Annotated in this window: 19 protein-coding genes and 1 pseudogene; 8 read left to right on the top strand and 12 right to left on the bottom strand. The window is 72.8% G+C overall.

The genetic code is table 11. The annotated features are described in order from the left end of the window. Window positions 1-78 precede the first annotated feature (78 nt). From ACWD5D_RS06570 to ACWD5D_RS06545, 6 genes are all read right to left on the bottom strand, one after another. Complete coding sequence (locus ACWD5D_RS06570; protein WP_451371686.1) at window positions 79-3303, bottom strand: FG-GAP-like repeat-containing protein; 3225 nt, start codon at window positions 3301-3303, stop codon at window positions 79-81. A gap of 120 nt (window positions 3304-3423) precedes the next feature. After that, complete coding sequence (locus ACWD5D_RS06565; protein ID WP_451371685.1) at window positions 3424-4107, bottom strand: nucleotidyl transferase AbiEii/AbiGii toxin family protein; 684 nt, start codon at window positions 4105-4107, stop codon at window positions 3424-3426. Window positions 4108-4168: 61 nt separating this feature from the next. Then, on the bottom strand, window positions 4169-5896 hold the full coding sequence (gene metG / locus ACWD5D_RS06560) for a methionine--tRNA ligase (RefSeq protein ID WP_451371684.1): 1728 nt from the start codon (window positions 5894-5896) through the stop codon (window positions 4169-4171). Between the two features lie 126 nt (window positions 5897-6022). Then, window positions 6023-7636: a VWA domain-containing protein gene (locus tag ACWD5D_RS06555; RefSeq protein ID WP_451371683.1), complete on the bottom strand. Its 1614-nt coding sequence runs from the start codon at window positions 7634-7636 to the stop codon at window positions 6023-6025. 102 nt (window positions 7637-7738) lie between these two features. Beyond that, window positions 7739-9679, bottom strand: coding sequence for an FUSC family protein (locus ACWD5D_RS06550; protein WP_451371682.1), 1941 nt, complete (start codon window positions 9677-9679; stop codon window positions 7739-7741). 33 nt (window positions 9680-9712) lie between these two features. Beyond that, complete coding sequence (locus ACWD5D_RS06545) at window positions 9713-10501, bottom strand: alpha/beta fold hydrolase (protein WP_451371681.1); 789 nt, start codon at window positions 10499-10501, stop codon at window positions 9713-9715. A 184-nt stretch (window positions 10502-10685) separates the two neighbouring features. On the opposite strand from ACWD5D_RS06545, the pseudogene ACWD5D_RS06540 reads away from it, so the two are divergent. Then, a pseudogene (locus ACWD5D_RS06540) lies at window positions 10686-10985 on the top strand (aminotransferase class I/II-fold pyridoxal phosphate-dependent enzyme); the annotation flags it as partial. Here ACWD5D_RS06540 and ACWD5D_RS06535 read toward each other — a convergent pair. Both ACWD5D_RS06535 and ACWD5D_RS06530 read right to left on the bottom strand, forming a co-directional pair. Beyond that, window positions 10894-11835, bottom strand: coding sequence for a hypothetical protein (locus tag ACWD5D_RS06535; protein WP_451371680.1), 942 nt, complete (start codon window positions 11833-11835; stop codon window positions 10894-10896). The pseudogene ACWD5D_RS06540 and the gene ACWD5D_RS06535 sit on opposite strands and share 92 nt — an antisense overlap. A gap of 288 nt (window positions 11836-12123) precedes the next feature. Next, a complete protein-coding gene (locus ACWD5D_RS06530; RefSeq protein WP_451371679.1) occupies window positions 12124-12603 on the bottom strand; it encodes a hypothetical protein in 480 nt (159 codons plus the stop codon). Between the two features lie 160 nt (window positions 12604-12763). On the opposite strand from ACWD5D_RS06530, the gene ACWD5D_RS06525 reads away from it, so the two are divergent. Further along, entirely contained in the window at window positions 12764-13921 is a 1158-nt protein-coding gene (locus ACWD5D_RS06525) for a PP2C family protein-serine/threonine phosphatase (protein WP_451371678.1), read from the top strand. 65 nt (window positions 13922-13986) lie between these two features. Further along, on the top strand, window positions 13987-15138 hold the full coding sequence (locus ACWD5D_RS06520; RefSeq protein ID WP_451371677.1) for a hypothetical protein: 1152 nt from the start codon (window positions 13987-13989) through the stop codon (window positions 15136-15138). 8 nt (window positions 15139-15146) lie between these two features. Here ACWD5D_RS06520 and ACWD5D_RS06515 read toward each other — a convergent pair whose 3' ends face one another. Next, window positions 15147-16388, bottom strand: a complete 1242-nt coding sequence (locus ACWD5D_RS06515) for an amidohydrolase (RefSeq protein ID WP_451371676.1) — start codon at window positions 16386-16388, stop codon at window positions 15147-15149. Window positions 16389-16463: 75 nt separating this feature from the next. Then, window positions 16464-18029: an LCP family protein gene (locus tag ACWD5D_RS06510; RefSeq protein WP_451371675.1), complete on the bottom strand. Its 1566-nt coding sequence runs from the start codon at window positions 18027-18029 to the stop codon at window positions 16464-16466. A 664-nt stretch (window positions 18030-18693) separates the two neighbouring features. Here ACWD5D_RS06510 and ACWD5D_RS06505 point away from each other — a divergent pair. After that, the gene (locus ACWD5D_RS06505; RefSeq protein WP_451371674.1) at window positions 18694-20037 is read left to right on the top strand and encodes a helix-turn-helix domain-containing protein; all 1344 of its coding nucleotides are present in this window, start codon (window positions 18694-18696) and stop codon (window positions 20035-20037) included. Between the two features lie 98 nt (window positions 20038-20135). Here ACWD5D_RS06505 and ACWD5D_RS06500 read toward each other — a convergent pair whose 3' ends face one another. Continuing rightward, on the bottom strand, window positions 20136-20924 hold the full coding sequence (locus ACWD5D_RS06500) for a hypothetical protein (RefSeq protein ID WP_451371673.1): 789 nt from the start codon (window positions 20922-20924) through the stop codon (window positions 20136-20138). A gap of 380 nt (window positions 20925-21304) precedes the next feature. Here ACWD5D_RS06500 and ACWD5D_RS06495 point away from each other — a divergent pair, with 380 nt between their 5' ends. Next, entirely contained in the window at window positions 21305-22267 is a 963-nt protein-coding gene (locus ACWD5D_RS06495; RefSeq protein ID WP_451371672.1) for a nucleoside hydrolase, read from the top strand. A gap of 90 nt (window positions 22268-22357) precedes the next feature. On the opposite strand, the gene ACWD5D_RS06490 is transcribed toward ACWD5D_RS06495, so the two are convergent. After that, window positions 22358-23239: a DUF4142 domain-containing protein gene (locus ACWD5D_RS06490; RefSeq protein WP_451371671.1), complete on the bottom strand. Its 882-nt coding sequence runs from the start codon at window positions 23237-23239 to the stop codon at window positions 22358-22360. Window positions 23240-23457: 218 nt separating this feature from the next. On the opposite strand from ACWD5D_RS06490, the gene ACWD5D_RS06485 reads away from it, so the two are divergent. The 3 genes from ACWD5D_RS06485 (at window position 23458) to ACWD5D_RS06475 (ending at window position 25507) form a co-directional block, all read left to right on the top strand. Further along, window positions 23458-24138, top strand: a complete 681-nt coding sequence (locus tag ACWD5D_RS06485; RefSeq protein WP_451371670.1) for a DUF6445 family protein — start codon at window positions 23458-23460, stop codon at window positions 24136-24138. Between the two features lie 175 nt (window positions 24139-24313). Next, entirely contained in the window at window positions 24314-24766 is a 453-nt protein-coding gene (locus ACWD5D_RS06480; RefSeq protein WP_451371669.1) for a DUF7144 family membrane protein, read from the top strand. A 75-nt stretch (window positions 24767-24841) separates the two neighbouring features. Next, the gene (locus ACWD5D_RS06475; RefSeq protein ID WP_451371668.1) at window positions 24842-25507 is read left to right on the top strand and encodes an SDR family NAD(P)-dependent oxidoreductase; all 666 of its coding nucleotides are present in this window, start codon (window positions 24842-24844) and stop codon (window positions 25505-25507) included. Window positions 25508-25522: the final 15 nt, after the last annotated feature.

Raw genomic sequence — 25522 nt, 5'->3', positions numbered from 1 at the left:
TGATCGCGAAGGGGCCCGGAACCGAGATCGGTTCCGGGCCCCTTCGCGGCTTGGAGGACTTCCAGGCCTGGTGGACTGCTAGGACAGGGCCTTGTATCCGCCCCAGCCGGTGGCGATCCGGGTACGGGACCCGAACGAGCCCTTCCCGTCGCCGTAGTTGCGGTACAGGTTGCCCGCGGTGTCCCGGACGACGAGATCCGCCTTGCCGTCGCGGTTGATGTCACCGACGCCGACGACGGCGTTGTACGAGCCGCCCCAGTCGCCGAACACCTTGGCGCGGGCGCTGAACGTGCCCTTGCCGGTGCCGTTGTAGCGGTACAGCGTGTTCGACGCGTCCTGGGCGATCAGGTCGCCGATGCCGTCACCGTTGAGGTCGCCGGTGCCGACGATCTTCTTGTAGCCCTTCCAGCTGTCGTACAGCTTCACGCGGGCGGACAGCTTGCCCGTGCTGGTGCCCTTGTACAGGTAGACCGTGCCGGTGGAGGCGTTGCGGGCGATCAGGTCGGGTCGGCCGTCGCCGCTGATGTCGCCGGGCGAGGTCAGCACGTCGTACTGGGTCCAGCCGCTGGTCGCGAGCGTGGTGTACGACGTCGTCGGCTTGAGCGCGGCGCCGCAGCCGGGCTTGTACAGCCTGAGGGCCCCGCTGCTGTAGCGCACGAGGACGTCGTTGCAGCGGTCCCCGCTCAGGTCGCCGAACGGGACGGCCTTGACGCTGGTCGCCCAGCCGCTGCCGCTGACCTTGTCGGCGAACTTCCCGCCGCCCGTGCCGATCTGGAAGGTCAGGGAGCCCGAGGAGTTCAGGGTGAGCAGGTCGCCGGTGCCGTCCGGGCCGTCGGGGCTGCCGAAGTCGTGCCGTACCGGTGCCCCGTTGCCGAGGAAGCCGCTGCCGGTCGCCACGGTGGTGGCGGTGGACGTGTTCAGGCCCGTCGCCTTCAGGGTCCAGGTGAACCGGCCGTTGGGGAAGCGTTCCCCGCTCGCGGTCTTGCCGTTCCACCCCGCCGTGACGCGGGCGGCGCTCGCACCGCCGGTGACCGTGCGGCTCGCCTTGCCGGTCTCGCCGCTCTCCACCGAGGTGAAGGTGAGCGACCAGGAGCCGACGGGGCGCGACAGCTGCCAGATGCCCTGCCAGGAGTCGGCGGTGGACGGCGTGGCGTAGCTGCCGGCGTTCACCACGGATGCGGTCAGGGCGGACGGGGTCACGCCGGTGGTGGCGACGTGCGTCTGCTCGAACGCGTCGAACCAGGCGACCAGGCCCGTGTACTCGTCGACGGTCCAGCGGTAGCGGCGGTCGGCGGCCAGACCGGTGTCCGGGACCTTCGCGGCGACCACGCGCGTGGCGCCGGTGGCCGCGTCGGTGAGGACCAGCTCGTCGGCGGCGTGGTCGTGGCGGACGGTGAAGCCGTCGCCGAGCAGCACGTCACCGGGGGCGACGGCGACGGACGTGCCGGCCAAGGTGTCGTACACGCCCGCCGAGGCCGTGCCGCAGGCCCAGTACAGCCAGCGGCCCGCCGCCTGCAGCTCGGTCGGAACACAGCCGGCGCCGGGGATCGTGACCGTGGTGAGGGTCTTGTCCACGGTGAGGCTGTAGGAGGTGACCTGGCCGGCGGTGGCGGTGGCGCTCCACAGGACGGGGCCGTTCAGGGCGGCGGCGCGGATCGAGCGCTTCAGCTTCTGGCCGTAGCCGAAGTGGCCCACGTACTGCATCGGGGCGGAGCCGCCCGAGTTGTAGACCGCGTAGTCGTCGGAGACGTCGACGATCGCACCCTTCTCGGTGCCGAACTCCAGGTCGGGCACGCCCGAGCCGTCGCCGACACGGGCCACCCGGTCCGCGTTCGACAGACCCGTTCCGCCCTCGTCGGCGTCGTCGAACGTCTCGAGGTAGGCGTCCCGGGGGGAGGTGACCATGTTGCCCCACATCGCCGAGCAGGAGGTGCCCGGGTACGGGCACACGGCCAGGACCTTGTCGCCGGCCGTGGCGTCCGAAGCGGTGAGCGTGGTGCCGCCGTTCGTCGTCAGCGTGCGCACGGACGTGGCGTCCATGGTGGTGCTGACGGCGGGGTCGCTCTCCGCCACGCGCAGGCTGCCCCGGCTGAGCGCGAGACCCGTCTTGGGGTTCTCGTACGGCGGCACCTTGGCCACCTTCTCCAGCCGCGGGGTGCCGTCGGCGCCCTGGACGACGCGCCGCACCCACCAGTCGGTGGTGCCCGTGCCGCCGGTGACGAGGGCGGAGCCGTCGGGGGCGGCGACGGGGTCGCCGTACGACCGGGTCAGCAGGGTCCGGGTTGTGCCGTCGGTCAGGGAGAGGGCCGTGACGGGGCCCCGGTCCGCCACCAGGACGAGCCAGTCGCCGACGAGCACGGGGGAGCCGCCCGTGCCGACGCCCGCCACCTGGACCGTCTCCTCGGCGGCGAGGTCCGCGCGGGACTTCAGGTGCAGGCCGGCGGCCGGGGTGTACCAGCCGATCCGGTCACCGGAGAGGACGAGCGACAGCCCGCTCCCGGCGCCGGAGAAGACCTGGGTGAGCTCCGCGGTGGCGAAGTCGATGTAGAGGATGTCGTAGGTCGTGGCGCCGGTCGAGTCGGCGGCGCCCGGGTACGCGAGCAGCGCGCCCTTGGCGTCCCCAGTGCGCAGGGAGGTGACGCCCGTCTTCCAGGCCTTGTCCGCCGGGCCTCCGGTCACCACGCGGGTGCGCTGCCTGCCGTCGACGTAGTCCAGCAGTTCCAGCCCGGTGCCGGGCAGCAGCGAACCGTCGACGGCCTTGTGATCCTCGGCCGCGACGACGGTGGCGCCGTACGTGCCGACGTAGTACAGCCGCGGCATGTCCAGCGTGCGCAGCGTGCCGCCGTCCGGTCCGCCCGGCGTCCACAGCGACACGGGTTCGGTGTACGTCCGGTGCGGGAGCGCGACGGTGTCGGCGCCCTGTCCGAACGTGCCCGAGGGGCAGGTGGCGTGGATGTCGTAGCAGCTGGTGGTGGTCGGCTGGTACGGCTGGCCCGCGCCGGCGTTGCCGGGCGGGGTGGTGACGGTGGTGGTGTCGCCGTCCTCGTAGTCCGTCCAGAGCAGCCCGGGGCCACCGGCCCGCCGGTGCAGGAAGCCGGTCTCGCCGGCCGCGAGCACGCGGTCCGAACGCGTCGTTTCCGTGCGCGGGTCCTGCAGGAGGATTTCCGTCGTTCCCGCTGGCTGTGCGGCAGCCGCACGGGCGGGCTCGCCGCCCCCCGAGACCACGGTGACGGCCGCGACGGCGACCGTGAGTGCGGAGACGGCGACGGTCAGCGCGCCCCGTCCCAGGGCATGTCTGCCCACGTGAGAGTCCCTCCCGGCAAGGGCCCCCTGCCCCCGCCCAAGTGAGCGGACTTTACCAACCCCTTCCTTTTCCTTTACTGGAGGCCTGGGTGTTCTACGTCCCCGGTGGCTTGCGGGCCGTCAGTCTCGGGACTCGGCATCGGGCCAGTCGCCGTCCTCCATCAGCCGCTCGGCGATGTCGTCGGACCAGTGCTGGGCCCAGGCGCGCAGGGCGGTGACCGCCGCCTCGTCCAGGCCGTAGCGGGTGAAGTCCGCGTCGGAGTAGAAGTCCGTGCCGGTGAGACGGGACTGGAGCGTGGGCAGGTCGAAGGGGTCGTGGGCGTGGCGGCGGCCCAGCTCTTCCAGGTCCGGCAGCGAGAACCGGGCCGCCGCGGCCCGCGCGTCGATCAGGTCGACGGCCGCGCCCCGGTCGTACAGCGCCCGGATCTTGGTGCCGACGGCATCCTCCAGGGACAGGGCGGGCCCGTACTCGGTCAGCTCCGGAGGCTGCCAGAAGGCCTCCTTGTGCAGGGCCAGTTCGCACGGCTCACCGGTCGGCGGATCGACCACCGTCAGCTGCGCCGTGAGCGCGGTGACGGCCGCGGTCCGCACCTGCCGGCCCCGCGCCTCCAGCACCGCGCCGACGACACGCGCCATCCGCTCCATGGACTCGCTGTTCTCGGTAGCGAAATCGAGGTTGGCGTGCGGGCGTCGCAGCAGGCCGTGCGCCTGGAGGGCGTAGCCGCCGGCGAGCACCAGCCCGTACGGGCTGCCTGCCGTCACGACGTCCGCGAGAAGCCTGTGGTGGGGATCGGGGAGGTTCACGGCATCCGTACCTGCCAGAGCGGAAGCGGGGCCCAGGGAAGTAGTTGACCGTCGTACCGCGTTACGCGGGCTCGCCGCCGAAGCGCTCCTTGTAGGTCTCCAGGTCCTCGTCCGTCAGCTTGGCGAACAGGACCGGCGGGACCGTGAAGGGGGTGCCGGCCGGGACGAAGGTGAGGGACTTCGCCTCCTCGGGGGTCACCCAGGCCGCCGTGTCGGAGTCGAGGGAGAACGCGGCGCGCATGGTGGCGGCCGTCGCCGGGATGAAGGGCTCGGAGACCACCGAGTAGAGGTGGATGAGGTTCATCGCCGTGCGCAGCGTGAGGGCGGCGCCGTCCTTGTCGGTCTTGATCTCCAGCCAGGGGGCCTTCTCCTCCAGGTAGGAGTTGCCGGCCGACCACAGCGCGCGCAGGGCGGCGGCCGCCTTGCGGAACTGGAGCGTCTCCATGTGGGACTCGTACTCGCCGAGGAGCTTCGCGATCTCCTCGCCCAGCTTCGCCTCCGCCTCGCCCGGCTCGCCGCCGGCCGGCACGTCGTCGCCGAAGCGCTTGCGGGAGAAGGACAGGACACGGTTGACGAAGTTGCCGAGGGTGTCGGCGAGGTCCTTGTTCACCGTGGCCGTGAAGTGCTCCCAGGTGAAGGAGGAGTCGTCCGACTCGGGCGCGTTGGCGATGAGGAAGTAGCGCCAGTAGTCGGCGGGGAGGATCTCCAGGGCCTGATCGGTGAAGACGCCCCGCTTCTGGGACGTGGAGAACTTGCCGCCGTAGTACGTCAGCCAGTTGAAGGCCTTGACGTAGTCGACCTTCTTCCACGGCTCGCGCACACCCAGCTCGGTGGCCGGGAACATCACCGTGTGGAAGGGGACGTTGTCCTTGGCCATGAACTCCGTGTAGCGCACGTCGGTGTCGACGTCGTACCACCACGACTTCCAGTCGCGGTTCTCCGGGTCTGTGTCTCGCGCGGCGTCCGCCCACTCCTTCGTCGCGCCGATGTACTCGATCGGGGCGTCGAACCAGACGTAGAAGACCTTGCCCTCGGCCGCCAGCTCCGGCCAGGTGTCCGCCGGGACGGGGACGCCCCAGTCCAGGTCACGGGTGATCGCACGGTCGTGCAGGCCCTCGGTCAGCCACTTGTGGGCGATGGAGGAGGCCAGCTGCGGCCAGTCCTTGTCGTGCTTGGCGACCCATTCGCGGACCTCGTTCTCCAGCTTCGACTGGAGGAGGAAGAGGTGCTTGGTCTCGCGGATCTCCAGGTCCGTGGAGCCGGAGATGGCCGAGCGCGGGTTGATCAGGTCGGTCGGGTCCAGGACGCGGGTGCAGTTCTCGCACTGGTCGCCGCGGGCCTTGTCGTAACCGCAGTGCGGGCAGGTGCCCTCCACGTAGCGGTCCGGCAGGAAGCGGCCGTCGACGGGCGAGTAGACCTGGCGGATCGACCGCTCCTCGATGAAGCCGTTCTCGTTCAGCTTCCGGGCGAAGTGCTGGGTGATCTCGCGGTTCTCGGCGCTGGAGCTGCGGCCGAAGTAGTCGAAGGCCAGAGCGAAGCCGTCGTAGACCGCCTTCTGCGCGTCGTGCGCCTGCGCGCAGAACTCGGCGACCGGGAGGCCCTGCTCCTTGGCGGCCAGCTCGGCGGGGGTGCCGTGCTCGTCGGTCGCGCAGATGTACAGGACATCGTGGCCGCGCTGGCGGAGGTACCGGGAGTACACGTCCGCCGGGAGCATGGACCCCACCATGTTGCCCAGGTGCTTGATCCCGTTGATGTACGGAAGGGCGCTGGTGATGAGGTGTCGAGCCATCGGGGGCTGCTCCCAGGTCGCGGAGGGTACGAACCTTGAAATCGTAGCCGACATGTGTATGCCGCCCGCCTCCCGTTTTACGGGGTGAGAAAGGCGGGCGGCACGGTCACGCAGAGTTCCGGGCGGTTACGGGCGCCAGATCGCCAGGACACCCTCGTACAGCTCCGTGTCCGTCAGCTCGCGGGGGGCCGGGCCCGCGTGGAAGAAGGACGTGTTGCCGGTCTTCAGCTTGCGGAGGTAGTCGAAGGCCTTGTTGTCGTACTCACCGAAGGCGACGAAGGAGAAGAACACGGTGGGATGGTTCTTCGCGGCCTCGGTGAGGGACTGGGTGGCGGGGGTCTTCGCGTCCGGGGCGCCGTCCGTCTGGAAGATCACCAGGGCGGGGGTGGCGTCGGCGGACTTCTCGTGGTGGGCGAGGACCGCTTCCACGGCGGCGTGGTAGCTGGTACGGCCCATGCGGCCGAGGCCCGCGTGCACGTCGTCGATCTTGGTCTCGTGGTCCGGGGTGAGCGTGAGGTCGGTGGTGCCGTCGACCTCGGTGGAGAAGAACACGACGTGGACCGTGGCCTCGGGGTCGAGGTGGGCCGCCAGGGCGAGGGTCTGGTCGGCGAGGGCCTGGGCGGAGCCGTCCTTGTAGTACGGGCGCATGCTCGCGGAGCGGTCCAGCACGAGGTAGAGCTTCGCTCGGGTGCCGGTGAGGTTTGTCTTCTCGAGGGTGGTGGTGGCGGCGTTGTAGGCGGTGGTGAGGGAGGGGGTGCGGGACGTGAGGCGGGTGAGGGGGGTGGCGGGGCCGAGGGTGTCCGTGGGCTCGGCTTCGGCCTCCGGCGTGGGCGCGGGGCTCGTCGCCGCCTCGGCTTCGCCTTCGGCGTCGGTTTCGTTCCCACCCGCAGCGCCCGTGCGAGTCTCGTTGTCGGCTGCGGGTGGCCCCTGTGGGGCGTCCTCGCCGTCGGCGGCTGCGGCATCGTCCGTCGTGGCGACGGTCGACTCCGTCTCCGTCTCAGCCACCGGCTCGACCTCGGTCACCGGCTCGACCTCGACCTCGGGCCTGGGCTCAGCCTCGGTCACCGGCTGCGCCTCCACCTCGGGCTCGACGGTGGCTTCGGGCTCGACGGTGGGCTCGGGCTCGACGGCAGCCTCGGGCTCCGGCAGTGCGTCCAGCTCCACCTTTGCTTCCGGCTCCGCTGCGGTGACCGGCTCAGGGGCGGCCTCGGTCTCCGGCTCGGCCGCCGGCTCCGCCTCGGCCTCAGCCGTCGGCTTCACCTCGGCCTCTGCCTCGGGCTCGGTTTCGGCCACCCGCTCGGCCGCGGGCTTCGTCTCCTGCTCGGCCTCGGCCGTCAGGGGCGCAGCAGCGTCCGCCTCTGCCTCGGCCACCGGCTCCGCCTCAGCCGCCGGCTCCGCCTCGGCCTCAGCCGTCGGCTTCACCTCGGCCTCTGCCTCGGGCTCGGTTTCGGCCACCCGCTCGGCCTCAGCCGCCGCCTCCACCTCGGCCGCCGGCTCCACCTCGAGCTTCGTCGGCCGGTCGCGTTCGGGGTCGGTCTGCCGGGGGACGGTGATGTTGTCGAAGGCGGCGGTGACCAGGTCGTGTTCCTCGGAGCCCGGGGTGGGGTCCTCGGAGCGGGGTTCGGGGAGTTGGGGGGTGGGAACCTCGTGCGAGAGAGGCTGGCTTGCACTCTCTGCTTCGGCGGAGCGCGACTTGCGCCCTCGGCCGAATGCGTTCCGCAGGAGAGTGAGAATGCCCATGAGCGCAACCCTTCGCGTGAGTTGGTGCCGTCAATCCCTGGCCAGGACGGACACGTAAGGTTAGCGGCCCTGGATTGCGATTCGGTCGCCCCGGTGGAGCGGTCAGTGCGGTGTCGCGATCGCGCGGGCTGCCGCGACCTCCTGACGCAGGGGTTCCAGGACGCTGTCCGAGGGGCCGGTCAGGTGGGTCGAGACCGCGACGAGAGTGTCGGCGTGCCGGACGCCCTCGGAGAGTTCCCGCAGCTGGAGGGCCACATGGCTGACTTCGGCCGGTGAGGGCGGCTGTGCGCCGTGACGGACGCGGACCCGGGCCGCCGTCGTCGCGTCCGCGATGCGTTCCACGGCGACGACGAGGGGCCACCAGGCGGCGGCGCGGCGCCCGGTGGGCGGTGGTTCGGTCAGGGCCCGCTGGAATTCCGTCCGGATGGTGGACAGGTCGCGGTAGAGGCGGCGGCGCATACGGGCGCGGGCGGCCTGCTCGGGGCCGGGGCCGAAGGCCGCCTCGACGTAGGCGGCGGAGTCGGCCACCGCGTCTGCCAGACGGTCGCCCACCCGGGTGTGCCAGCTCTCCGGCCAGAGCAGGTAGCCGACGACGAGTGCGATCGCGCAGCCCATGAGGGAGTCGAGGAGGCGGGGCAGGAGCAGGGCCGTGCCCTGGTGGTTGAGGAGGTCCGAGAGGAGGAGGATCACCGGGGTGATGGCCGCCGTCTGGAAACCGTAGCCGCGGGGGGTCAGGGCGGGGACGAGCGGCCCCAGCACCATCATCGTGGGGACGATCCACCAGCCGCCCGGCACCTCCGCCAGTACCGCCGCCGCCAGGACCAGGCCCACCACCGTGCCCAGCGCGCGCAGCAGCGCCCGGGAGAAGACCGAGCCGAAGTCGGGCTTGAGGACGAAGGTGATGGTCAGGGCCACCCAGTAGGAGCGGGGGACCGGGAAGAGGGACACCGTCGCCTGTGCGATGCCGATGCACAGGGCGAGGCGCAGGCCGTAGCGCCAGGAGTTGGGCGACAGGAGCACGTTGCGGGTGGCGCGGGCGGTGCGGATGCCGAGCGCGGCGGGCCGGCCCAGGCGGTCGTCGATGCCGCGCGGGTCGATCTCGGGGGCGGCGACGACCTCGGCGGCGTGCCGCAGGGCGTGGTCGACGGCGCGGGCGGTCTCGGTGGTGGGGACGGGCAGGGGCGGCAGGTCGACCGGTCCGGTGCGGCCGGCCTCGATGGCGTCGGCGACCCGGCGGACCGCCTCGGGGACCTCCGCGGGCAGTGGCAGGCCGGCGAGGTGGACGGCGGGCGCCGCCTCGACGACCGGGGTGATCGCGTTCAACTGGGCCAGCATCCGGGTCAGTTGGCGGCTGCGGCCGTGGTGGTGGGCGCGGTGGCCGAGGATGAGGTCGTACGACTGGTTCAGGGACCGGGTGACGTCGAAACGGGTGGTGGTGTACCGGTCCGCGTCCCCGCAGGCGGCGAGCAGTTCCGCCACCGCGCGGTACGCGTCCGCGACCGAGGCGCGCTCCGGCACCCCGGCGCGCAGCGGCCAGGCCAGCAGAGCCAGCAGCAGCACCAGCAGGCCGCCGCCGGACATCAGGGCCGGTGGCACCCACCAGGGGTGGGGCAGCGGGAGGCCCGCGCCCACGACGCAGTTGAGCAGGAACAGCAGTCCCGACGCGGAGGCGACCGTGCCGATCGTGGAGATCATCCCGGACACCAGCGCGACACCGGTGACGATGACGACGCCGTACCAGCCGTGCCCGTACGCCAGGGAGCCCAGGACGACTCCGACGGCGCCGGCGACCTGCGGGACGGCGATGGTGATGACGCGCATGCGGTAGGCGTCGGCGGTGTCGCCGATGACGCCGTTCAGGGCGCCCATGGAGGCGAGCGCGCCGTACGCGGGCTCGCCCACCGCGAGTCCGATCGCCAGTGGCAGGGCCAGGGCCACGGCGGCACGGGCCACGGCGGCCCGGTTCACGGGCGCCCGCTGCGGGCGGAGGTTCCGCACCAGCCAGTCGGGAGGGGCGAGGCCGATGGGGAACTCTCGGGACATGCGCCCATTATCGCCACCCCGGCACCGGCGCCCTCAGCCCGCCGGCAGGTCGACCGTCGTCAGGAACTCCGCGAGCACCTTGCCGAACTCCTCCGGCCGCTCCAGGTTCGGCATGTGGGCGGCTCGGTCGACGACGTGCAGGCGGGAGTACGGGAGTGCCCGGTGCATGGCTTCGGCGTCCGCGACCGGGGTGTACGTGTCGTCGGCGCCGACCACGAGGAGGGCCGGTGCCGTGACCCTGGCCAGCAGGGGGCGGTAGTCGGGGCGTTCGGCGCGGCCGCGCAGGGAGGCGGCGGCGCCCTGCGGCGAGGTGGCCGACATCATGCGGTGCACATGGGCCTTGACCTCGGGGTCGGCGTAGGGGGCGACCATCTTGTCCAGGACCTCGTCGGCGTAGCCGCGCATGCCCTCGGCGAGCAGCCGGTCCGCCATGGCCCGCCGGCCCAGCCTGCCCTCGGGGGTCTCGGGGTCGGGGAAGGTGTCGGCGAGGACCAGGCCCCGGACGCGGTCGCCGAAGCGGGCGTAGCACTCCATGGCGATCTGGCCGCCCATGGAGAGGCCGGCGAGGACGAAGGAGTCCACCGAGAGGGCGTCCAGGAGTTCCTCGATGTCCTGTGCGTGCCGGGAGAGCGGGACGGTGCCGGGGGTCACGGGGGAGGCGCCGTAGCCGCGCAGGTCGGGGGCGACGACCCGGCGGCCGGCGGAGAACTCGGCGATCTGCGGGGACCACATCGTGCGGTCGAAGGGGTGGCCGTGGATGAGGACCAGAGGAACGCGTGCGGTTTCGGGGCCTTTGTCATCGTATGCGAGGAAGGGTGGCATGGGTCCGACCCTAGGCGGCGCCAACTTCTCGGTGCAATAAAATCTTTGCCCTCGGTGCCATCCATGAGGCAGGGGAGCAGGGGGAGTTGTGGAGGCTTACCGGCGGATCGCCGACCGGATCGCCGCCGACATCTCCGGGGGGCGGCTGCGTCCGGGGCAACGGCTGCCGCCGCAGCGGGTGTTCGCGCGCCGGCAGCGGCTGGTCGCCGAGGAGCTGGGCGGCTGCGGCTGCGGCTTCGACGTATCGTCCGACCCGGCCGCCTACTTCGCCTGGTGGCGGCTGCCCGCGCCGTGGCGGGCGGACACCTTCACGGCCGCGGCGCGGGCGCACGGGATCGCGCTCACCCCGGGCACGGCCTTCTCGGTCGGCGCCGGCCGCACCCCGGACGCCGTCAGACCCGGGCTCGCGTCGGTTCCGGAGCAGGAGCTGGCGCGGGCGCTGCGGACCCTCGCCGGCGTCGCACGGGGCGCGGCCCGCGCGTGACGCGCAGGAGCCGGGCGGCCAGGGCCACCACGAGGCCGAGGCCCAGCAGCAGCCAGGAGACCGTGCGCAGGGTGGCGGTGAGGGTGTCGTAGACGGCGCCCGCGGCGGCGTGCGACGTGCCGGCGGGCAGGTCGGCGAGGGTGAGGCCCCGGCCGACGGCGACGGCGAGGGCGAGCAGGGCGCCGCCCAGGGCCGTGCCCAGCGCGGTCGCGGTGACGGCGCGGCGACGGTGCACGGCGAGGGCGATTCCGGTGACGGCGAACACGACGGCCGCCACCGGCAGCCAGAAACCGGCGACTTCGAGCACGTGGAACCCCTTTCGTAGCCGGGTGAGTTCGCCCGCCTGGAGTATCGGCACCGCGGTGTGCTCCACCGGGATGCGCGCGGCGAGCGGTACGTGGTCGTGCGTGAGCTGCTGCTTGACCTGGGCGGTGACGGGGGCGAGGTCGACCGTCACCGGCTGTTCCGGCGTGTTCTCGTCGTCGTCCTCCTCGCGCAGGGCGCGCAGGACGGCGTCGTGCGTGACCCGGTTGCCGGTGTCCCAGGCCAGCCGGAAGGCGCGGGTCTGCGTGAAGGAGCGCACCGCGTCGTGCACGAACGGGCCCACCGAGGCGCGGACCGGGCGGACGTCCATGTGCGCGTCCACCTCCCGCAGGATGCCGTCCCCGACGGACTCCGCGACGGCGTCCCGCACGTCCGGGTCGGCGGCGAGCGGCGCCATCGTGGTGACGTACCGGCCGGTGTCGGTCAGCGTGTACGCCGCCCAGGCCGCCACCGCGCCGAACGGCACGAGCAGGCTGGACAGGGCGATGAGCACGGCCGACAGGGCGCTCCTGAGACGTGAGGGCACTTTTCCAGGCAACGGCCCACGGGTCGTCCGTGCGAGCGGAGCGCGTGCATTCGGGCGAAAAATCGAGCTGAACGACCGCGCCACCTGGCGGAGCTGGGGATTCCGCTCTCCGGTGGAGGGTTCACCCGAACGGGTGTTTCCTGGTCCTGGGGACCAGGGGCCCCGGGAACGTCGCCGGGTGGCTGGAGCGAGCCCGGCGACTGGTGAGGAGGGAAACACAGGGGAGTGCGTGGGCCCCGGCCGGGCCGGCCGGGGCCCACGCGCACGCGGTCCGCCCTCGCCCAGGGCTCATCGGATGCGATGTCCGGCCGCGTCCTCGTGCGTGTAGTAGCGGTAGAAGAACACGAGGAACGTGACCACCGCGACCGCCAGCGACATGCCGATCGACCGGATGATCGCCTCGCCGGACTGGCTGTAGAGGAAGCCGAACGCGCAGCCGGAGAACACCGTCCACATCACCGCGTGCATCTCCCGCCGCAGCCGCGGGCCCACCGTCAGCATGCCGGTGCACACGACCGCGAACACGATCGCCGCGACGAACCCGAGCAGCACGTTCCAGCCCGTGATGGGCCCGCCGCTGCGCCGGTTGGCCGCCGCCCAGTAGCCGTAGACCAGCCCCAGCACCACCGGTACGGCCACCCTGGCGATCCGGTGGGTGCGGGCGTCGAAGACGTCCGGAGGACGATAGACGGCGGGAGCCTGCCCGCCGGAGGGGGCCGTGAGGCCGGCACGGGGCGTTCCACCGGGTGCGGGTGCCGCTTGAGCCATGAGAGCTCTCCTCTCTCCTTCTCCCCCGCCTTCCCTCTCCCCCGCCTTCCAGAGCACACCTGGGCCGACGGCCTGGCAAGTCGGCCGGACGGGTGATGTGGGCCCGGATGCGGCCCGGGTGCCCGCGTGTTTCGCTGAGGGACATGGAGCGCTGCCCACGGTGACGCAGGTGGAGCACCGGCGCCGCCGGCGGACGCCGCGGATCCCCGGCCGAGGCACCGCGTGGCTGCTGCCGCTGGTGCTGCTCGTGGTCATCGCGCTGGTGGACTTCAAGACCGGCGAGCGGTTCCGGATCGTCTCCTGGATCGTCCTGGTCCCCGCCATCGCCGCCTCCATGTGCGGGGTGGCGACGACGGCCCTGTACGGCCTGCTGTCGCTGGTGACGTTCGTCCTCGTGGACAGCGTCTGGCCCCAGCAGTACCGGGCCGGACTGGCCGACTTCATCCTGGTCGCCCTCGGTGGCGCCCTCGCCACGCTGGCCTGCGCCGGGCGGCTGCGCCGGGAGCGGCGGGAACTGCGCATGCGGGACATCGCCGAGACGACCCGCCGCACCGTGCTGCGCCCGCTGCCGCCCGGCTGGGCCGGCCTGGAGCACGCGGCGGTGTATCTGGCCGCCGACAGCGAGGCCCGGGTGGGCGGCGACTTCTACGACATCCAGCCCGGCCCGCACGGCACCCGGGTCCTCCTCGGTGACGTGCAGGGCAAGGGCCTGGGCGCGGTGGACACGGCGGCGGCCCTGCTGGGCACGTTCCGCGTGGCCGGCTACCACGAGGCGGACCTGAGGACCGTCGCCGAGCGGCTCGAGGTGCGTATGCACCGGCAGTGCGGGCGCAGCGTCGCGCTCGGCCAGGACGACGAGGACCGCTTCGCCACCGCCGTCCTGGTCGGCTTCCCCGAGGACGCCCAGGACCTCGTCGAGCTGATCAACTTCGGTCACGAGCCCCCGCTCGCCCTCGGCCCGGACGGCATCCGCGTCCTGCCCTCCGGCGACGGGCTGCCGCTCGGGTACGGCGACCTCGCGGACGGCCTCCCGCCGCTGCACCGGGTGCCGCTGAGCAGCGCGGAGACGCTGCTGCTGGTGACCGACGGGGTGACCGAGGCGCGCGACCGGGCCGGGGAGTTCTACCCGCTGGCCCGGGAGGTGGGCCGGGCCGTCGCGGCCGACCCCGGGCTGGCCCGGCCCAGGCCACTGGTGCGGCTGGTCCGCGACGGCGTGCTGCGGCACAGCGGCGGCCGGCTCGGGGACGACACCACCGTCTTCGCGGTCCGGCGGCGGGCCCCGGGCGAGGACTTCGAACGCGAACGTTCGCAGTCCTGAGGCACGGCTTTGCAGCAGCAGCGGTTACGGTGCTGACTGCAGGGGCGATCGACAGGGGAGGGACGATGCCCGGAACCGTGCTGCTGCTCGCGGCCTCGCCGCTGGGCAAGGGGCGTCTGGTGGACGCGGCCGGGGTGCTGCCCGTCCTCGCCGCGGTCGCTCCCGCCGTGCTGTCCGGCACCGACACGGCGAACGTGGTCGAACTCGCCGATCCGCTGGACCCGCAGGCCGTGCTGACCCGGCTGCGCGCGGCGGCCGCCACGCCGGGGCCGCTCACGCTGTACGTCACCGGACAGCTGCACCTGGACCGCCGCCAGCGGCTGCCCCATCTGGCGCTCGCCCGCACCACACCGGCGACCATGCGCTACACCGCGCTGCCGTGGCACTGGATCCGGGAGGAGCTGCGGCTGCGCTCCGCCGCGGACACCGCGCTGGTGGCCGATCTCCATGCCGACGGGGAGACCTGGCGTTATCTGGCCGAGCGACCGCTGGAGTCGGGCCCGAACATCTCCGTGTACGGCCGGATCGCACCCGGCGGTGGCCGCCGGATCGCCGAGCCGTCGTACATGAAGGCCGTGGCGACCTTGCTGCGCAGTGGACACCGGCCGGCGCTCCCGCGGTTGCACGAGCAGGCGTTGACGCGGATCGCCGAGTCCGGCGCGGGGCGGGACGTGGTGCTGGGCGGATTCGGGGCGCCCGCCCCCGGCGCCCCGTTCGCCCACCCGGCCACGCCCAGCGGTCCGTCGAACGGGCGGCACGGACCGGCCCGTCCGCAGGCGCCGGACACCTCGGCGGCCGTGGACCCCCACGCCGCCATCAGCACCGCCGTCCAGGCCGGGCGGCACGGCGACGCCGATGTGCTCGCCGCCCGGTACGAGGAAGCCGCGACACGCGAGCACGGGCCCGTGTCCGACGAGGCGCTCCACTGGGCCGAGGTCAGGGCCGACCTGGCGATGTTCGCGGGGGACGCGGTGCGCAGCTGCCGGGCCTGGATGGACGTGGCCGGCATACGCCTGGCCGCGGGGCAGGCGGGGGACGCGCCCGCCGTGGAGGCGGCCGTGGACCGGGCCCACCACCAGTGGGGGTGCATCGAGGACGCGGCGCGGGCCCGTGAACTCGGGCCGGTGCTCGCGGACTTGAGGCTACGGGTGCCAGGACGCCGGGAGGGCGCGCTGGAGAACGTCCAGCGGCACCTGCGGGAACTCCAGGCCCAGTAGGGGCGCCGTCATGCCGGCGCCAACAGCGCCAGTGCCCCCGACACCAGCGTGCGCACTCCCGGGGCGATCACGGACAGGTCCGGTGCGAAGTGCGGGCTGTGGTTGCTCGGCACGGCCGCGAACTTCTCCTCGAAGCCCTCGCCGGGCGCCTTCTCCCACACCTCGGCCGGAGTGCTCGTCACGAACCAGTACGAGTACGGGATCGAGCCGAGCGCCAGCTGCGGGAAGTCCTCGCTGCCCATCGCCGGGCCCGGGTCGAACACCGTGCCCGCGCCGAACACCTCGCCGTGCACGGCGGCCACCGTGGCATCGGTACCGGCGTCGTTGACGGTCACCGGGAACGCGTTGCCGAGGGTGATCTCCGGCTCGCGCGGGCAGCCGGCGGCCATGCACTCGCCGAGCGCGATGCGCCGGATCGCGGCCAGCATCCGCGTCCGGACCTCCTCGGACTGGGTGCGCAGGTTCAGGGCGATGCGCGCCTCGGACGGGATGATGTTGTGCCGGGTGCCCGCCTCGATCCTGCCCACCGTCAGCACCGCCGCATCACGGGCCGCCAGCTCCCGGGAGACGACGGTCTGCAGCCGGGTGACCAGGTAGGCGGCGGTGACCACCGGGTCGACGGTCGCCTCCGGGCGCGACCCGTGACCGCCCCGGCCGTACACGACGATGTCCACGTCCGTCGACGCCGACATGATCAGACCCGGCGCGTGCGGGTACAGGCCAGCCGGGCCGGGGGCAGCGTGCTGGCCGAGGAGCACGTCCGGGCGGCCGAAACGCTCGTACAACCCGTCCGCGACCATGCGCGCCGCGCCCTGCCCGGTCTCCTCGGCGGGCTGGCCCACGACCAGCAGGGTGCCGTTCCAGGTCTCCCGCCCGGCCGCCAGCGCCTCGGCGGCGCCCGCCAGCCAGGTGACGTGCAGGTCGTGCCCGCAGGCGTGCATCACGCCGTCCGCCTCGGAGGCGTACGGCAGCCCGGTCCGCTCGGCGACCGGCAGCGCGTCCATGTCGGCGCGCAACAGCACGGTCGGCCCGTCGCCGCCCCGCAGCACCCCCACGACCCCGGTCCCGCCGACGCCCTCGGCCGTCTCGAACCCGGCGGCCCTGAACCGGGCGGCCAGCTTCCCCGCGGTGCGGTGCTCGCGCAGGGACAGCTCGGGGTGGCGGTGCAGGTCGCGGTAGAGGTCCTCCAGGTCCGGGACCGGGAGGTCGGCGGTGAGGTCACGGGCGGTGCGCGCGGCTGCGGAGGTCACGGGGGCAGCGTAGGCGCCGACCGGGCCGCGGGGGAGTGGGCGGTGCCTGGGGGGTGTCCGGTGTGGCTCGGTGGTTCACCAGGTGTAGCCCGGCTGGACGTCCATGCAGGCGTCGTCCTTCTCGCCGTTGAGGACGGCCGCCGTGTCGGGTGCCCTGGTCGGGCTCTCGGTCCTGGGATAGGAGTCGCCGGCGCGCCAGTCGGTGCCGACGGTCAGGGTGATCGCCGTGGTGTCGGCGGACTCGCGCACGTGGCTCAGCGGGACCCCGAGCGCCTCGGCCACCGCCTGGGCGTCGCCCTCCAGGTCGGGGCCGGGGTACAGGACGGTGGTCTTGGCCGAGGTGGTGGGCGTGGTGTCGAGGGCCGCCCCGGTGAATCCCTTGTCCCGCAGGACCTGGACGACGGCGCCGGCGCGCAGGGGGGTGGAGGCCTGGGTGTCCGAACCGGCGGCGCCCCGGACCTGCACCGCGATGCTGGCGTCCGGGGCCGCGGGGTCCTCGGACCGCTGCTCGGGCTTGTGCGCCGCGCCGCGCCCGTCGAGCGGGGTGTCGTCGCGGACCATGGAGACGAGCTGGTCGGCGTCCTCGGGCGTGGGCACCAGCCGGTTGTGGTCCTGGGACCACTGCACGGTGGGCAGCGTGGTCATGGTGATCCGCGCGGTGGGGACCTTCTGCAGCTCCTGGGACAGGTCGTACAGCTCCTTGACCGTGCCGAGCCCCTCGTCGACCGTGAGCGCCCGCGTCGCGGTCTCCGCGAGCGCCCGCATCTCGGTGGGGTTGCCCAGCCGCGCGTTCGCGCGCAGCTGACGGACCATCGAGTTCATGTACATGTGCTGGGCGTGGGTGCGGCCGACGTCGGTGCCGTCCTCGAAGCCGTAGCGGGTGCGCAGCCACTGCAGGGCCTGTACGCCCTTGACCGGGTGGGTGCCGGCCCGCAGTCTCAGGCCCGAGCCGTGGCCGTCGGCGGTGTGCGACCAGACGTTCTGCTTCACGCAGACCGGGACGCCGCCGATGGCGTCCGCCATCGCGACCACGCCGGAGAAGTCGACCATCATGAAGTGGTCGATGTGGATGTGCGTGAGGTTCTCCCAGGTGGCGACGGTGCAGCCCGGTCCGCCGCGGCCCAGCGACTCGTTCGCCATGGCCAGGGACAGCGCGCCGTACTTCTTCTTCCGGTCAGGGTCGGTGCACCGAGGGATCGGGATCATGGTGTCGCGGGGCAGGCTGACCACGGACATGTTGCTGCGGTCGGCCGAGACGTGCACCAGCATCTGCACGTCCGCGAGGGGCGGGCGGCCCACGTCGGCCTTGGAGCCGCCGAGTTCGAGGTCCTGCGCGGTGTTCCGGCTGTCCGAGCCGATCAGCAGGATGTTCAGCGGGGTCTGGCCCTCGGTGTTCGGGGTCGGCTCGGGTACGGCGGAGTCGCCGAGGTTCAGCTGGGCCTTTTTGATGTTGCCGTTGAGGTGCTGGTAGTAGGCGTAACCGGCGCCGGCGGCGCCGATGAGGAGGACCGAGAGCAGGACCGCGGTCCACCGGAGTATGCGCAGCCAGCGCCCGGGCCTGCCCGGTTCGGCGCCGCGCCCTCCCCGCCCGGCGGGTTGCGCCGGTGCCTCCTCGTCCGCGCGCACGCTGCTGCCCGTCATCCCCGCGCCTTCCCACCCCTGGCCCCGACCCCGTCTGCGGCGGGGTCGTCGTGGCACCGAAAGAATCCCTGCGTCCTGAGAAACCCCGCGTCCTGGCTGGATGGCGCCCCCCTCGGCGCCCGCCGGACCGGGGCGCTCACCCTAACCGCGCGGTCCGCTGTCAAGCGGAGGCGGTGAGATATTCCACACCCGTACAACCCTGTCCATTGACCCTGTTCGCGGGGAGAAGAGCCCTCGCTTCGGTCCTGATTTCACGTGCGACAGGTCGTCCGGCAGGTCGTCCGGCAGGTTGTCCAACAGGTCGTCGTGCGGAGCCGTCCTGCGGAGCCGTCCCGCGGGGTGTGGCTCAGCGCGGGGCCTGCGACACGGGCCCCACGTCCGGAAGGGAGTCGCTCGCGTCGGCCGGGCCCGCCTTCGCCGCCGCTACCAACGCCAGCACGGTGATCACGGCCGCGGCCACACCACGGACGACGGGAGTGTTCCTGCCGTGACCGGGCCGCGAATGAGGACATGTGCCGGAGCGTCCATAGGGTGCGGATGTACGTCCGGGCACGGTGACCTCGCAACAACAGCGACGTGTTAAACATGCTTAATCCGCCGTTTAACCTAGGGGTGCCGGCTGCCAACGGCAAGGGGCACCAAGGGCGTTGGGGGGAGAAAAGGGATGCGCGAGAGGGACGATCCCGAGGTCATCGGGCGGCGCGTGCAGCAGTTGCGCACCCAACGCGGGCTGACTCAGCGCCAGTTGGCGGAACCCGCCTACACCCCCGCCTACATCTCCACCCTGGAGGCCGGCCGGGTCAGGGCGTCCGACGATGCCCTGCGGCACATCGCGGGACGGCTCGGTGTCGCCTTCGAGGAACTGGCCGTCGGCCGCCCCGCCCGTCTCGCCACCGACCTCCGGCTCCGCCTCACCGGGGCCCAGCGCACGCTCGCCGACGGCAAGGCCGAGGAGGCGGCCGCGCAGTACGCCGTACTGCTCGCCGAGGCGGAGGCGCACGGGCTCGGCCCCGAGCAGGCCACCGCGCTGCTCGGGCTCGGGGAGAGCGCCCTGGAGACCGGCGAACTGGGCAAGGCGCGGGAGTACTTCGAGCGGGCCGAGGAACGGCTGGCCGGGGAGGCGCTGCCGGCCCGGGTCCCGGCCGTCCGGGGCCGCGCGGTCTCCCACTACCTGGCCGGCGAACTCCGGTACGCCGTCTACCTCCTGGAAACCACCCTCGACGAACTCAACCGCGGCGGCCTGCACGACCCCGACGCCCTGCTGCTCCTGTACGCCAGCGTCATAGGCCCCTACATGGACATGGGCGCCCACGCCCGCGCCGCCCAGGCCGCCGAGTTCGCGCTCGCGCTCGCCCCGCAGGCCGGCGACCCCGCGCTGATCGCCCGGATGCACCGCTCGGTCGCCCGCACCCTGCTCGCCGAGGGCCGGGCCGCCGAGGCCGACGCCTCCCTCGCCAAGGCCGCCGAGCTGTACCGCCGGCTCCAACTGCGCACGGAACTCGCCAACTGCCACTGGATGCGCGGCTACGTCTACGCCCAGGACGGCGAACTTGAGCACGCCGAAGCCGAGTTGCGGCAGGCCCTCGCCATGCTCTCGGAGACCCGCGCCGCCCTGTACCGCAGCCAGGTCGCGGTGGAGCTGGCCGACGTCCTGCACCGGCGCGGCAGTTCGGCGGAGGCCGCCGAACTGCTCTCCGGCGTCCTCGGCGACTTCTCCTCCGAACGCGGTGCCGTGCACGCCGCCGGCGCCCACCGCCTTCTCGGCATCATCGCCGAGGACGCCCGGGACACCGAGGCCGCCGAGGAGCACTACGTCCGCGCGCTCAGCCTCCTCGAACGCGCCGGCGCGGCCGGTGACCTGGCCGACCTGTGCCGTCTCCTGGGCGATCTGCTGCGCCGCACCGGCCGTATCGAGGCGGCCCTTGACGCCTACCGCACCGGCCTCGGCCACCGCACGGCCCCGGGCACGACCACCCTGGGCCCGGCCCCGGCACAGCCACCGCTGTGAGCTGTGAGCTGTGGGCGCCCGGGGCTGCGAGTCACGGCCACCGGGCCGGTGAGCGGCGGCTGCCGTGGGGACCCTGAGCCGCGGCCGCCCCGCTGCCCTCAGACCTGGACCCGGCCCTGCTTGCGCACGTCCGCCAGGCGCAGCGCGCCGACCTGGACGGCGGCCTGCGTGGCGTCGTTCGGCACGTCGCCCAGGCCGCCGTTGGTGAGCGCGAAGGCGTCCTCGCCGACCCGGACGGCGGCGATGTCCATCGTGAGCATGACGTCCTGGTCGTCGGACGTGGTGGTGGCCAGGGTGAGGCGCAGGCCCTGCCGCGCGTCGCCGACCTGAGGCAGCGGGGCCTCGACGACCCGGACGTCCTCGGTCAGTCCGGTCTCCGTGGTGGCCGTGAACCGGGCGCACTGCTCCGGCAGGGTCTTCAGCCAGGCCAGCGCCGCGTCGACGTCGGAGGGACGGCGGGCGCCGATCTGGTAGCGCAGCTGGGCGTCGGTGTCGGTGTCGTCCAGGCCGACGGCGACGCGGGCGGGGCCGCCGAGGAGTTCGTCGGTGTAGAGGGCGTTCATCAGGCGCTGGCACTGCGCGGCGTCGCTGGTCGCCTTCAGCAGCCCGTCCCGCCAGGTGGCCGCGCCGCGCGTCGCCGACCAGGGGGCGCCGAGGTCGGACACGCCGATGAGCGCGGTCTGGGCCTGGGTGTCGGTGAGCGTGGACCCGTCGCCGCGGGGCTTCGCCTTCGAGGGCGCGCTCGTCGACTTCTCGACCGTCGGCAGGGGGTACTGGGCGGTCGCCGGATGTTCGAGGCCGAGGGTCGCGCAGCCCGTGAGCGGGAGGAGGCCGGCGGCGAGGAGGGCGGCGGCACGGGAGCCGCAGGTGCGTATGACGGCGGTCATCGGGGCCTCCAGGGCGGGCCGGTCGGGGATGCCTGCCTCTCACGCCACCACCGCCACCACCGCCCCACCAGCGCTCCGGTCCGTCCGGGTGAGGGCGCGGGCCCGCGATTCCGTCCGTCCGGGTGAGAGCGCGGCCCGCGACTCCGGTTGTCGGGGTGGGGGGGCGTCCTGTGTTCCGGTTCGTGGGGGTTGGCACTGTCGGGCGAGGAACGCGCACAAGGCTGCGTTAGCTCAATCGTGTGATGGTCAGCTTCCGGGCTCACTCCTGCTCAGTCTTCAGGAACGGTGGTGGTTTCGGCGCGGAGCGCTGGGTGGGTGTGGGAACGGGGGGTCCTGCGCCGGGGCTGATCTAGGGTCGGTCAGGACGGAAGGAGTCCGCCGTGACCGGTCAGCCCATCCCCGTGATCATCGACTGTGACACCGGCGTCGACGACGCCCTGGCCCTGTTGTTCGCCGTACGGCACCCGGGGCTGGACCTGCGGGCCGTGACCTGCGTGGCCGGGAACACCGACGTCGACGGAGTGGTGCGCAACACCCTGACCGTGCTGGAGCAGGCGGACGCCCTCGACGTCCCGGTGGCGCGGGGTGCCGAGCGCCCGCTGCTGGAGCCGGCCCGTTCCGCCCGGCATGTGCACGGCATGGACGGCATGGGTGACCTGGGCCTGCCCGCGCCCCGGCGCGGTCGCGCCGCCGTGGACGCCGTGACTCTCCTGTACCGCGAGATCCTGGCCTCCCCGCGCCCGGTCACCCTGATCCCGACCGCCCCGCTCACCAACATCGCGCTGCTTCTGCGCACCCATCCCGAGGTGACCCGGAACATCGAGCGGATCGTGTTCATGGGCGGCGCCGCCGGAGTCGGGAACGCCACGCCGGTCGCCGAGTTCAACGTGTGGCACGACCCGGAGGCGGCGGCGATCCTGCTCAGCGTCGGGGTGCCGATCACCATGTACGGGCTCGACGTGTTCACCCGGGTCGTCGTCCCGGGCCCGGAGGTGGCGCGGCTGCGCGGCAGCAAGGAACCCGGGGCCCGGCTGGCCGGGGAGCTGCTGGCCCACCGGCCGTCCAAGCCCGAACCCGACGGCGACGCCCAGGCCGGCGGCCTGGGAGACGCGGGCGCCGTGTGCGCGGTCGCCGACCCGGCCGGCATCACCACCCGGCTGCTCCCCGTCGAGGTCTCCCTCGGCCCCGGCCCGACCCGGGGCCAGACGATCGTCGACCGCAGGCGGCGCCACGGCGAGTCCGAGATCCATCACGGCGAGCGCGAACAGACCCTGGTGGACGTGGCGTTGGACGTGGACGTGGACCGGTACGTGAAGCTGTACCTGGAGACGGTCACGCGCTAGGGACCGGCCGGGTCGGCCGTCGGCCGTCGTCCGGCGCCCGCCTCCCGGCACCGCGTAGCCGGCCTAGTCGGCCTAGTCGGCCCAGTCGGCCTAGCCGGCCGTCGGGGTCGGGCCGGGAACGCCACCGGTGTTCCCGGCACCGCTGTTGCCGCCCACCCCGCCCGGTCCGCCGTTCCCGCCCGGTCCGCCGTTCCCACCCGGTCCGCCGTTCCCACCCGGTCCGCCGGCGCCTGACGAGGCGCCCGTGAGCCCGTTGATGTCCACCGGTGTGGAGGTGGCGTTCGGCGGCGGGGTGAGGACCACCTCCGGCTGGCCGGCGGCCGGGGGCGGCGGGGTCAGGTCGGAGGAGGGCAGTTTCGGCGGGGTGGTCTGCTGGAAGAGGGTCTGGGCGAAGTCGACCAGGCCGGTCTTCTCCATGACCGTGATGTGATCGAGCACGGTGTCGTTGGCCTGGTCGGCCAGCGCCCGGACCAGCGAGTTCTCGGTCGTGGAGCGGATCTTCGCCACCGTGTTGAAGATCGAACCGTGCGTCATCCGCAGGATGTTGGCGAAGTCGGAGTCGAACTTCTGGCCGCTGTCCGACTGCAGCGTGTTGACGAAGCCCTGTTGCTGGGGGCTCGGCAGGTTCGGCAGGGTGATGTTGAGCATCGGGGCGATCTTGCGGCAGGTGGCGTCGAGTGCGGAGTGCCCGTCGACCAGATGCTGACTGGCCGTCCGGACCGCGTTGCTGGTGCCTTTCCGCAGTCCGATCTGACCCACCGGGTACTCCCACAGGCCGGCCGCCCGCACCTTCACCACGAAGTCCCGGTCCGCCTCGGTGAGCGGACCCCACTGGGTGTTGGCGATGACGCGTGTCTGCGAGCTGGAGACGGTGCTCAGCCCCAGCATGCCCGGATAGGCGAGTGCCGCGAGGGTCAGGGCCATCGCGCCGCCCACGAAGAGCGTTCCCGTCGCGTTCCGCGAAAACCGCACCGTGCCTCCTGCCTGGGGAACCCGCCCGCGGGCGGTTCGGACGCACAGCAGTACGGATGCGGGGGCCGTTCGTATCGGCGGATCCGGGTAAAGATTTCCGTCCCTTGGAGCCGAGTTGACGAAAGTGGGCCTCTATTGACGAAAGCGGGGCTCCTGTTGATGAAAGGTTGACCGCTTCGCGGGAGAAGGCAGGGGAAACGCGAGCCTAGATTCGCCGCATGCCCCCACAGCCCAGAACGCCCGCCGCGCTGCCGGTTCTGCCCTACCGCAAGCCCACCAAGGGCCGTGACTACTGGGTGCTGGACGACGTCCTGCCCGACGTCGACGCCGTACGGGAGCGGTGTCTGGCCAAGGACGACTGGGTCGAGGGCTATCCGTACACCTCGCAGACCTGGCCCGGACTGCGTGCCATGCCGGGCCTGGAGCCGGACGAACTCGCCCGTATCGAGCGGCTGGTGAGGAAGTCGACCGGGGCAAAGGAGCTGTGGGTGCAGCAGGCGCCCGGCGGCGGCACCCTCAACCACAACTGTGTGCAGGTGGTCGGCGAGGGCGAGAGCGAGCCGCGCCCGCACACCGACTCGCGTGCGCTGTGCCGGTACGCGGCCGTGCTGTACCTCAACCCGCACGTGCCGGGGGGCTGCGGCACCAGCTTCTTCCGCCAGTCCCTGCCCGGCGGCCGGCTCGGCGGCAATGTCGTCCAGGCCCCGCACAACAACCTCGTCGAGGCCCTCGGCACCCGCTTCGTCAACCCGGACGCCTTCGAGGAGGACGTCCGCGTCCCCCACAAGTACAACCGCCTGCTCCTCTACAACGCCAACCTCGTGCACAGCGCGACCGGCTACACCGGCCGCACGCTGGAGGAGAAGCGGATGACGGCGGTCTTCTTCTGGATGGCGTGAGGCGTCAGCCGGACGGCGTGCGGTGGCCGGGCACGTTCCGGGCACGTGAGGTGCCCGGACGGTCACGGCGACGCCGGCCGTTCACTCGTTCGGAGTAGCCCCCGTGGTCACCGGGCGCTGCCCGCCGGATCGTCGTACGTACGACCGGCTCGGGGACGACGGCGGAGGTAAGGCCATGACGCAGCACACCCCACCGGCCCCGGCTCCGTCCCGCGCGCCGCACGGCGACCTGGCCGCGGGAGGCACCGTCTTCGCGGGCGTGCTGATGCTGGTGAACGGCATCCTCGCGGTACTCCAGGGCATCTCCGCGCTCGCCTCCGACGACGTGTACGCGCGGATCGACACGTACTCGTACAAGATCAACCTCACCGGCTGGGGCTGGATCCTCATCGTGCTCGGCGTGATCGCCGTGATCACCGGTGCGGGCATCCTCAAGGGCGCCGAGTGGGCGCGGGCGGTCGGCATCGTCCTGGCCTCGCTGAGCCTGATCGCCCAGTTCCTGTTCCTGCCGTACGCCCCGTTCTGGTCCCTGATCATGATCGCCATCGACTTCTTCGTGATCTGGTCGCTGGCCACCTACCATTCGCCCAGCTCCAGCTCCAGCTCCAGCTCCAGCCCCAGCGCCTGACCGCGCACACCTCGGATCCGGCCGCCGGCGCGCAGGGGTTCGCCGGCCGGGCGGGTGCGGTAAGGATGCCCACCCATGAGCACCATGGCCATCATCGGCGCCGGCCCCGGTCTGGGAGCCGCCGCCGCACGCCGGTTCGGGCGCGAGGGCTACACCGTCGCGCTCGTCGCGCGCGACCGGCACCGGCTGGACCTGCTGGTGGAGGAACTCGCCGCCGAAGGGGTCGCCGCGCACGGCTTTCCCGCGGACGTGCGCAGGCCCGAGCAACTGGCCGCGGCCCTGCGCGCCGCGGGCGAGGCGCTCGGTCCCGTCGAGGTGCTCCAGTACAGCCCCGTCCCGCACCGGGACTTCATGCGTCCCGTGCTGGAGACCGGGCACCGGGACCTGCTCGGGCCGATCGAGTTCTCGGTGTACGGGCCGGTCGCCGCGGTGCAGCAGGTGCTGCCCGGGATGCGCCGGCTGGGGCGCGGCACCATCCTCCTCGTCAACGGCGGGAGCGCCGCCGTACCGCATCCCGAACGGGCCGGGACCTCGATCGCCTTCGCGGCGGAGAGCGCGTACGGGCATCTGCTGCACGACCGGCTGGCCCGCGAGGGGATCCACGTCGCGCAGTTGGTGATTCCCGGGGCCATCACCCCGGGCCATGTGCGCAAGGATCCGGCCGTGCTCGCGGAGACCCTGTGGCGCATGCACAGGGAGCGGCACGGCTTCAGGCACTACGCCGACGACTTGGACGCCTGACCACCGGCGGGAGCC

Source organism: Streptomyces sp. NPDC002520 (assembly GCF_053595235.1).
This window is presented reverse-complemented; position numbering and strand designations above follow the sequence as displayed.

Bases quoted from the DNA above. Each gene is read 5' to 3' on its own strand.
- metG (WP_451371684.1), bottom strand. From the start codon at position 5,896: ATGGCTCGACACCTCATCACCAGCGCCCTTCCGTACATCAACGGGATC.
- ACWD5D_RS06555 (WP_451371683.1), bottom strand. From the start codon at position 7,636: ATGGGCATTCTCACTCTCCTGCGGAACGCATTCGGCCGAGGGCGCAAG.
- ACWD5D_RS06550 (WP_451371682.1), bottom strand. From the start codon at position 9,679: ATGTCCCGAGAGTTCCCCATCGGCCTCGCCCCTCCCGACTGGCTGGTG.
- ACWD5D_RS06545 (WP_451371681.1), bottom strand. From the start codon at position 10,501: ATGCCACCCTTCCTCGCATACGATGACAAAGGCCCCGAAACCGCACGC.
- ACWD5D_RS06530 (WP_451371679.1), bottom strand. From the start codon at position 12,603: ATGGCTCAAGCGGCACCCGCACCCGGTGGAACGCCCCGTGCCGGCCTC.
- ACWD5D_RS06520 (WP_451371677.1), top strand. From the start codon at position 13,987: ATGCCCGGAACCGTGCTGCTGCTCGCGGCCTCGCCGCTGGGCAAGGGG.
- ACWD5D_RS06510 (WP_451371675.1), bottom strand. From the start codon at position 18,029: ATGACGGGCAGCAGCGTGCGCGCGGACGAGGAGGCACCGGCGCAACCC.
- ACWD5D_RS06505 (WP_451371674.1), top strand. From the start codon at position 18,694: ATGCGCGAGAGGGACGATCCCGAGGTCATCGGGCGGCGCGTGCAGCAG.
- ACWD5D_RS06500 (WP_451371673.1), bottom strand. From the start codon at position 20,924: ATGACCGCCGTCATACGCACCTGCGGCTCCCGTGCCGCCGCCCTCCTC.
- ACWD5D_RS06485 (WP_451371670.1), top strand. From the start codon at position 23,458: ATGCCCCCACAGCCCAGAACGCCCGCCGCGCTGCCGGTTCTGCCCTAC.
- ACWD5D_RS06480 (WP_451371669.1), top strand. From the start codon at position 24,314: ATGACGCAGCACACCCCACCGGCCCCGGCTCCGTCCCGCGCGCCGCAC.
- ACWD5D_RS06475 (WP_451371668.1), top strand. From the start codon at position 24,842: ATGAGCACCATGGCCATCATCGGCGCCGGCCCCGGTCTGGGAGCCGCC.